Below are 7,740 nucleotides of genomic sequence, written 5' to 3'. Positions count from 1 at the left end.
AAACTCGGCCTGTGCCTGCTGTGCCTCGGCCAGCTTGGCGTCGCGGCTCTTCAGCACGTCCTGCAGCTCGGCAAGCTGCCGCGCCTTGTCGGCCAGATCGTTTTCCGCGAGACGCTTCGCCTTGGCGGCTTCCTCCGCGGCGATCCGCGCCCGCGCCGCCGTCACCTGGTCGGCGACCTGCTGTGCCACTGCCGCCTTGGCCTTCTCGACCTCCGCCTGCTGCGCCCGCAGCGCCTGCTCGCGCCCGGCGATGTCCTGATCCTTCTGCTTGATCAGCCGCTCGTATTTGGCCTGCGTGTCCTTCAAAAGGGGCGCTGCCAGCGACTCGGTCAGCGGCACCGATGAGGCGCAGTTCGGGCAGGTGATGGTCAGATCGGTCATGGGATTCGCGAATCTCGTGGCTCGGGGAGCGATGCGGCGGAGTCTAGCCGAGGTTCATGGAATGTTCACGGAGAAAGAGCGCGGAACTCACCGGTGAGCCGTCGGCTCGGTTGGGCGACCTCGCGGGCTATTTCGCGCCGTCGGCGGCCGCGTGTTCGGGAAAACGCGTCGCCAGCACCGTCTTGAGGAATTGGTAGTGGCCCATGCTGGTTTCCAGTTCGCGCAGCCGGCGTTCGCCATTGGCGATTTCGGTGCTGAACTGGTTCTGCAGTGCGGTGTCCTCGGGGGCGCGGTCGATATATTCGTCGGTCTCGGTGCCTACGGTGATCGCCGCCCGCGCCAGCACGTCGTGGAGCCGCTCGCTCAGTCCGGCATGTTCGGCCTGCGCTGCCAGCAGCGCCGCTTCAATCGCGCCGACGATCGACCCGACCCGCGCCGCATCGGTCTCCGCGTCCCGCGCCGCGTTGCGGGCCCGAAACTGGTTGGCGGTTTTGGCGCGTGAAAACAGCTGAAACATCTCGGCAATCCACCAGCGGCAAAGCCGTATGAAATTCTACTCACGGGCGAATTTCAATCGGAATGCGCATCGGCATATTCGCCCCGCAGTGTCCCCGCCATCGCCAACGCCGATGCAAGCCCGCGAAAGCGAGCGCGCCAAGTGTTCAAGATGTTTGGGGAGTGACCGAGCCTGAGACGGCTGCCTACAAAACGCTGGTGCTGCCGGACAGGATTGAACTGTCGACCTCTCCCTTACCAAGGGAGTGCTCTACCACTGAGCTACGGCAGCATCGACCGGGCGGGGAATCAGCCAGTGGGGCTCCCGCGCGGCGCGGCCGTTCCTTGCCACAGGGCATCCGCCGGCGCAAGCGGATCGCGCCGGATGCCGGGGAAAAACCGGCCATAAGGTTCGCGAATTGGTCGCAGCATCCGAGCCGCTCGCCGGCTGGCGGGTTCTAGCCCTCGCCAACCAGGGTCAGCGGACCGGATCGCCGCGCTTGATCTGCACGAGCTGGGGTCCGATGCGGCGGCCGATTTCCTCGCCAAGCGCCGACAGCGCCCGCAACGGGCGGATCACGACCTCGAACTCGGCGATTTCGCCGTCGTCGTTGAAGTGCATCAGGTCGATGCCCTTGAGATCCCAGCTGTCGATCGCGGCGCTGAATTCCAGTGCGACCTCCTGTGAACCGCCAACGTAGGTGCGATGGTAGCGAAACCCTTGAAAAATGCTGGAGACGGTGCACAAAACCAGCAGGCAGGCGGCGCGGCCAACGATCGGCGACCGCACCACCGGGGAATGCAGCACGACCGTTTCGGCGAGCAGCGGCCGCATCCGGTCGCAGTCCCGGCTGACGAACACGTCGTGCCAGACCGCCAGCGTGCGCTGCGCAGCCGGGGCGATCCCCGAAACCTCGATTGTCATGGCTGTCTCACTCGCGGCAACATGCCGAAACCATTATGTCGAACAATGGAACCGAGAGTTCAGCAGTATTCACCATGGCCGATATGCAGAATTCGCCCCCGCGAGGTTCCAGTCGCGAGCAGCGGCTGGCCGAGGCGCTGCGCGCCAATCTGAAACGCCGCAAAGCGCAGGCCCGCGGCCGTGCCGAGCCGGAGCCCCCGCGCCCTGTCGCGATCGTGCAAGACACGCCGGATACCGGCGGTCATGATACCGCCAGCCAGCGCGGTAATGCTGGCGGCGACTGACAACCGGCGCGACCAAGCGAAGAGGCACAGGCATGGCGGATTCGAGTTCTGAGAACGACCGGCCGGATGCCTCTCAGGTCAGGCCGGTCGATCGCCACGATCAGACCTTTCCGGAGCTGACGCCGGCCGAGATCGATCGCATCCGGCGGTTCGGCGAGGTGCGGCGCTATGCCGACGGCGCGCGCCTGTTCGAGACCGGCCAGCCCGGTCCGGGGATGTTCGTGGTGCTGTCCGGCCATGTCGCGGTCAGCCAGCGCGACGGCCTCGGCCACATCACCCCGGTGGCCGAGCAGGGGCCCGGGCAGTTCCTCGCCGAGATCGGCCAGTTGTCCGGCCGCGTCGCGCTGGTCGACGGCATCGCCGAGGGCGAGGTCGAATGCCTGCTGATTCCGCCGGACCGGCTGCGCGGTCTTCTTGTCGCCGAGGCCGATCTCGGCGAGCGGATCATGCGGGCGCTGATCCTGCGCCGGGTTAATCTGATCCAAGGCGGCGTCGGCGGCCCGGTGCTGATCGGCTCGGCCAATGCGTCGGATGCGGTGCGGCTGATGGGCTTCCTCACCCGCAATGGCTGGCCGCATCATCTGCTCGATCCTGCCACCGATCACGACGCCGCCGAACTGGTGGCCCGCTATTCGCCCACTCCGCGCGATCTTCCGCTGGTTGTGACCCCGGACGGCACCGTGCTGCGCAACCCCAGCGAGTCCGAGCTGGCGCGGGCGATGGGAATGAACGGCCACATCGACCGCTCCAAGCTGTACGACGTTGCGATCGTCGGCTCGGGGCCGGCGGGGCTGTCGACCGCGGTGTACGCCGCTTCCGAGGGGCTGGCGGTCGCGGTGTGCGATCAGCGCGCGTTCGGGGGCCAGGCCGGCGCCAGCGCGCGGATCGAGAACTATCTCGGTTTCCCGACCGGAATCTCCGGCATGGCGCTGACCGCGCGCGCATACAATCAGGCGCAGAAATTCGGCGCCGATATCATGATCCCGACCGAGGTGAAGTCGCTGGTCTGTGGTTGCAACGACGGCACCTTCAAGCTGGCGCTCGACGACGGCGGCGAGCTGCGGGCCCGCGCCATCGTGGTCGCCAGCGGTGCGCGCTATCGCCGGCCGCAAATCGAGCGGCTGCCCGAGTTCGAAGGCCGCGGCGTGTACTACTGGGCCTCGCCGATCGAGGCGCGGCTGTGCAAGCAGCAGGACGTGATCCTGGTCGGCGGCGGCAATTCGGCCGGGCAGGCCGCGGTCTTTCTGTCGGGCCATGCCGCGCGCGTGCACATGGTGGTTCGCGGCGGCGGGCTTGCGGCCAGCATGTCGCGCTATCTGATCGAGCGGATCGAATCGACGCCGAACATCGAGCTGGTGTTCAACACCGAAGTGGTGGCGCTGGATGGTTCGCCCGAAACCGGCCTGAGGCAGGCGACACTGCGCAGCCGGCTCTCCGGCGAGGACCGCACCATGGCGGTGAGCAATCTGTTCCTGTTCGTCGGGGCCGATCCGGCGACCGGCTGGCTCGACGGCTGCGGCGTCACGCTGGATCGCGCCGGCTTCGTTGTCACCGGCGCGCCCTCGGCGGATGAAGGCCAGCGGCCAGCGCAGGCGCTGGAGACCTCGGTGCCCGGCGTGTTCGCGGTCGGCGACGTCCGGTCCGGCTCAGTGAAGCGGGTGGGCGGCGCGATCGGCGAGGGCGCCCAGGTGGTCGCCGCGCTGCACAGCTATCTGGCCGGTTGATTCCCAACGAAAAGAGCCCCGGCCGAAGCCAGGGCTCTGAAGTAATCCGATCCGCCTGAGCGGTTAGCGGCCGGCGTTGCCGCTGATCGTGCCGTTGTTGTTGCCGCGCGGGCCGGTGTCGCCCTGGGTCGAAGACGGGGTGGGATGATTGGCACCGTTGATGCCCTTGCCGCCCATGCCGGTGGTGGCGCCGGGGGCCATTGTGCCGGTGTGCGGGGCGCCGTTGCCGACGTTCTGCGAGCCCATCGCGTTGCCGCGGGAATCGGTCTGGCTCTGCGCAGCCGCGGCCATCGTGGTCGCCAGCAGCGCGGCAGCGGCAACACCAGTCAATCGAGTCAGTCGGGATGTCATAGAACCTCCATCGGGTGAATGGTGCGATCGCACCGACTGGCTCACCAACCGCAGCCTAGCGTCGTCGTTCCGGCGCGCACGACGGAATGCGGTCACATCGGCAAAACTCGTGGTATCAAAACGTGATGCGGGGCGGCGGCCGAAGCTTGCGCTGCTATCACGGTGCTGCGAACCATTCGCCGGACAGGAACGACAAAGCCGAAGCTCGGTTGGTGCGGCAGATCACGGAGGATCAAGGAATGCTATCGAAATTGAAGAGTGGCGCGTCGCCGCGCACAGCCGCCCTCGCGTTCGCCGCCGTTTTGGCCGGAACGGGTCTGTTCTCGGCGGCGACCCCGGCTGAAGCGCGCAACTATCCATACTGCCTGACCTCGCCCGGCTACGGCTATCCGGGCGACTGCAATTACGCTTCATATGGGCAGTGCCGGGCCGCTGCCTCCGGCCGGCTGGCCGATTGCATCGTCAACCCGCGGGCTGCGTTCCGCGAGCCGCGCCACCGCGACTACCGGACCTACGGCCAGCGCTGGTAAGGCGGATTTCGGCCCCACGTCGACAAAGCCGGCAGGCCATCCAGGGCCTGCCGCGACCGCCCCGCCCTTGAAATCGCCTCAAATTCCACGCTTTTGCCACGGGCGGCGCTCCTGCCGTATAATTCCACAGCAAATCAGCGGGAATCGGCATGGATCGGATCAAGATCATCGGCGGCAACGAGTTGCGGGGCACTATCCCGATTTCGGGGGCCAAGAACGCAGCGCTGCCCCTGATGATCGCGGCCCTGCTCACCGACGAGACCCTGATTCTCGACAATGTGCCGCGCCTCGCCGACGTCGCGCTGCTGCAGCGGATCCTCGGCAACCACGGGCTCGACATCATGGCGGCGGGCAAGCGCCCAGGCGATCATGAATATCAGGGCCAGACCCTGCACATCTCCGCCAAGACCATCGTCGACACCACCGCGCCCTATGATCTGGTGTCGAAGATGCGCGCCAGCTTCTGGGTGATCGCGCCGCTGGTGGCGCGGATGCATGAAGCAAAGGTGTCGCTGCCGGGCGGCTGTGCGATCGGCACCCGGCCGGTCGACCTGTTGATCATGGCGCTGGAAAAGCTCGGCGCCGAGATCACGATCGACGGCGGCTACGTCATCGCCAAGGCGCCGGGCGGCCTCAAAGGCGCGACCATCACGTTCCCCAAGGTCACCGTCAGCGGCACCCATGTGGCGGTGATGGCGGCGGCGCTCGCCAAGGGCACCACCATCATCGACAACGCTGCCTGCGAGCCGGAGATCGTCGACGTCGCCGACTGCCTCAACAAGATGGGCGCCAAGATCACCGGCGCCGGCACGCCGCGCATCACCATCGAGGGCGTCGCCAAGCTGCACGGCGCACGTCACACCGTACTGCCGGACCGGATCGAGACCGGCACCTATGCGATGGCGGTGGCGATGGCCGGCGGCGAGGTCCAGCTTTCCGGTGCCCGTCCCGAGCTGCTGCAGGCGGCGCTCGATGTGCTGAGCCAGGCCGGCGCCACCATCACGGTCAACAACGACGGCATCAAGGTTTCGCGTAACGGCGCCGGCATCAGCCCGGTGACCGTCACCACCGCGCCGTTCCCGGGCTTCCCGACCGATCTGCAGGCGCAGCTGATGGCGCTGATGACCCGCGCCAAGGGCGCGTCGCACATCACCGAGACGATCTTCGAAAACCGCTTCATGCACGTCCAGGAGCTGGCGCGGTTCGGCGCCAAGATCTCGCTCGACGGCGAGACCGCGACCATCGACGGCGTCGAACGGCTGCGCGGCGCGCCGGTGATGGCGACCGACCTGCGTGCCTCGGTGTCGCTGGTGATCGCGGCGCTCGCCGCCGAAGGCGAGACCATGGTCAACCGCATCTATCATCTCGACCGCGGTTTCGAACGGCTCGAAGAGAAGCTGTCGGCCTGCGGCGCCAATATCGAGCGCATCAGCGGCTGATGCCGCGAAGGGGCCGGCCGTGGGCGATCTCAAGCTGCTTGCCTTCGATCCTGACGATCTCGCGGTGATCTCCGCGCATGTGCAGGACGCCCGGGTCGAGATCGGCGACATCGTCTGGCGCCAGGCCGAGAAGCGCCTGGTGATCGGCCTGCACCGGCTCGATTGGGAGCAGACGCTGTCGGGTGAACCGGTCCCCGGCCGCCTGATCGCGGCGCTGCGGTTCGAGCGCGTGCTGGCCTGCAAGTCGCGCGCGATCGATATGAGCTCCAAGGACGAGGCGCTCGAATTGATCGGCCTCGAATTCTACACCGCGCCGGAGCCGCCCGGCGGCAGCGTGGTGCTGATGTTCTCCCGCGGCGGCATGCTGCGCCTCGACGTCGAATGCCTCGAATGCGCCCTGACCGATCTCGGTCCGGACGCGCTCGGCGTCGGCGATGGCGAGGCTCCGCCGGAAAACCTCGGTGGACTCGGCTGAGTGCGCTGCAGGGTCGCTCCGCGGTGTCCGCCAAACCCCGCAGGTTATGAGGGTTGACGGCGGTAAGGCGCCGCGCCATTGAGCAGAGGCCGCCCCGCCGCAGCCGCCTGCCGGATCAATCGACATGCCCCTTCGTCTCGATAACGCCAGTCCCGATTTCGCTTCCAAATTCAAAGCCTTCCTGGCGATGAAGCGGGAGGTCGCGGCGGATATCGAGGCCGCCACCCGCGCCATCGTCGACGATGTGGCGCATCGCGGCGACGCAGCCCTGCTCGAGGCGACCGAGAAGTTCGACCGGCTGACGCTGGATGCCGCCGGCATGCGGATCAGCGAGGACGAGGTCGAAGCCGCCGTGAAGGCGTGCGATTCCGAGACTGTCGACGCGCTGAAGCTGGCGCGCGACCGCATCGAGTTCTTTCATCGCCGGCAATTGCCGAAGGATGACCGCTTCACCGATCCGCTCGGCGTCGAACTCGGCTGGCGCTGGAGCCCGATCGAGGCGGTTGGCCTGTACGTGCCCGGCGGCACCGCGGCGTATCCGTCGTCGGTACTGATGAATGCGATTCCGGCGAAGGTCGCCGGGGTGGAGCGTGTGGTGATGGTGGTGCCGTCGCCCGGCGGCACGCTCAATCCGCTGGTGCTGGCTGCGGCCAAGCTCGGCGGTGCGACCGAGATCTACCGCATCGGCGGCGCGCAGGCGGTGGCTGCGCTGGCCTATGGCACCGCGACGATTCAGCCGGTCGCCAAGATCGTCGGTCCCGGCAACGCCTATGTCGCCGCTGCCAAGCGCCTGGTATTCGGCCGCGTCGGCATCGACATGATCGCCGGCCCGTCGGAAGTCGTCGTCGTCGCCGACAAGACCGCCAATCCGGATTGGATCGCGGCCGATCTGCTGGCGCAGGCCGAGCACGACACCAATGCGCAATCGATTCTGATTACTGATAGCGCCGTGCTCGCCGCCGACGTCGAACGTGCGGTCGCGGCGCAGCTCAACACGCTGTCGCGGGTCAAGATCGCGCGCGCCTCGTGGGACGAGTTCGGCGCCATCATCAAGGTCGCCAAGCTCGACGACGCGATCCCGCTCGCCAACGCGATCGCGGCCGAGCATCTCGAGATCATGACCGCCGATCCGGAAG

At 67.3% G+C, this 7,740-nt stretch carries 9 protein-coding genes, 1 tRNA gene and 1 pseudogene; 6 read left to right on the top strand and 5 right to left on the bottom strand.

Annotated elements, in window-relative coordinates:
• From DYI24_RS16775 to DYI24_RS16760, 4 genes and pseudogenes are all read right to left on the bottom strand, one after another.
• Nucleotides 1–381: pseudogene (locus DYI24_RS16775) on the bottom strand (DUF2130 domain-containing protein); the annotation flags it as partial.
• Between the two features lie 127 nt (nt 382–508).
• Entirely contained in the window at nt 509–898 is a 390-nt protein-coding gene (locus tag DYI24_RS16770) for a hypothetical protein (protein ID WP_164573114.1), read from the bottom strand.
• Nucleotides 899–1,093: 195 nt separating this feature from the next.
• Nucleotides 1,094–1,168, bottom strand: a tRNA-Thr gene (locus tag DYI24_RS16765).
• Nucleotides 1,169–1,354: 186 nt separating this feature from the next.
• Nucleotides 1,355–1,801, bottom strand: coding sequence for a nuclear transport factor 2 family protein (locus DYI24_RS16760; RefSeq protein ID WP_164573113.1), 447 nt, complete (start codon nt 1,799–1,801; stop codon nt 1,355–1,357).
• Nucleotides 1,802–1,875: 74 nt separating this feature from the next.
• On the opposite strand from DYI24_RS16760, the gene DYI24_RS16755 reads away from it, so the two are divergent.
• Both DYI24_RS16755 and DYI24_RS16750 read left to right on the top strand, forming a co-directional pair.
• Nucleotides 1,876–2,085 carry a hypothetical protein gene (locus tag DYI24_RS16755; protein ID WP_164573112.1) on the top strand — a complete coding sequence of 70 codons (210 nt, stop codon included), beginning with the start codon at nt 1,876–1,878 and terminating at the stop codon, nt 2,083–2,085.
• Nucleotides 2,086–2,117: 32 nt separating this feature from the next.
• Entirely contained in the window at nt 2,118–3,809 is a 1,692-nt protein-coding gene (locus tag DYI24_RS16750) for an FAD-dependent oxidoreductase (protein ID WP_164573111.1), read from the top strand.
• A gap of 63 nt (nt 3,810–3,872) precedes the next feature.
• Here DYI24_RS16750 and DYI24_RS16745 read toward each other — a convergent pair whose 3' ends face one another.
• Entirely contained in the window at nt 3,873–4,160 is a 288-nt protein-coding gene (locus tag DYI24_RS16745; RefSeq protein ID WP_164573110.1) for a hypothetical protein, read from the bottom strand.
• 239 nt (nt 4,161–4,399) lie between these two features.
• On the opposite strand from DYI24_RS16745, the gene DYI24_RS16740 reads away from it, so the two are divergent.
• From DYI24_RS16740 to hisD, 4 genes are all read left to right on the top strand, one after another.
• Nucleotides 4,400–4,690, top strand: coding sequence for a DUF3551 domain-containing protein (locus DYI24_RS16740; protein WP_164573109.1), 291 nt, complete (start codon nt 4,400–4,402; stop codon nt 4,688–4,690).
• Nucleotides 4,691–4,839: 149 nt separating this feature from the next.
• Complete coding sequence (murA, locus tag DYI24_RS16735; RefSeq protein WP_164573108.1) at nt 4,840–6,129, top strand: UDP-N-acetylglucosamine 1-carboxyvinyltransferase; 1,290 nt, start codon at nt 4,840–4,842, stop codon at nt 6,127–6,129.
• Nucleotides 6,130–6,148: 19 nt separating this feature from the next.
• Nucleotides 6,149–6,604, top strand: coding sequence for a DUF2948 family protein (locus tag DYI24_RS16730; protein ID WP_164573107.1), 456 nt, complete (start codon nt 6,149–6,151; stop codon nt 6,602–6,604).
• 124 nt (nt 6,605–6,728) lie between these two features.
• Nucleotides 6,729–7,740, top strand: a 1,012-nt coding sequence (gene hisD, locus DYI24_RS16725) for a histidinol dehydrogenase (RefSeq protein WP_164573106.1), incomplete at its 3' end; no start/stop codon positions are given.

Source organism: Rhodopseudomonas sp. BR0C11, assembly GCF_010820945.1.
Taxonomy (GTDB): Bacteria; Pseudomonadota; Alphaproteobacteria; order Rhizobiales; family Xanthobacteraceae; genus Rhodopseudomonas; species Rhodopseudomonas palustris_H.
The sequence above is the reverse complement of the archived record's forward strand: the minus strand, read 5'-3'. Positions and strand labels throughout refer to the sequence as shown.

Bases quoted from the DNA above. Each gene is read 5' to 3' on its own strand.
- DYI24_RS16770 (WP_164573114.1), bottom strand. From the start codon at position 898: ATGTTTCAGCTGTTTTCACGCGCCAAAACCGCCAACCAGTTTCGGGCC.
- DYI24_RS16760 (WP_164573113.1), bottom strand. From the start codon at position 1,801: ATGACAATCGAGGTTTCGGGGATCGCCCCGGCTGCGCAGCGCACGCTG.
- DYI24_RS16755 (WP_164573112.1), top strand. From the start codon at position 1,876: ATGGCCGATATGCAGAATTCGCCCCCGCGAGGTTCCAGTCGCGAGCAG.
- DYI24_RS16750 (WP_164573111.1), top strand. From the start codon at position 2,118: ATGGCGGATTCGAGTTCTGAGAACGACCGGCCGGATGCCTCTCAGGTC.
- DYI24_RS16745 (WP_164573110.1), bottom strand. From the start codon at position 4,160: ATGACATCCCGACTGACTCGATTGACTGGTGTTGCCGCTGCCGCGCTG.
- DYI24_RS16740 (WP_164573109.1), top strand. From the start codon at position 4,400: ATGCTATCGAAATTGAAGAGTGGCGCGTCGCCGCGCACAGCCGCCCTC.
- murA (WP_164573108.1), top strand. From the start codon at position 4,840: ATGGATCGGATCAAGATCATCGGCGGCAACGAGTTGCGGGGCACTATC.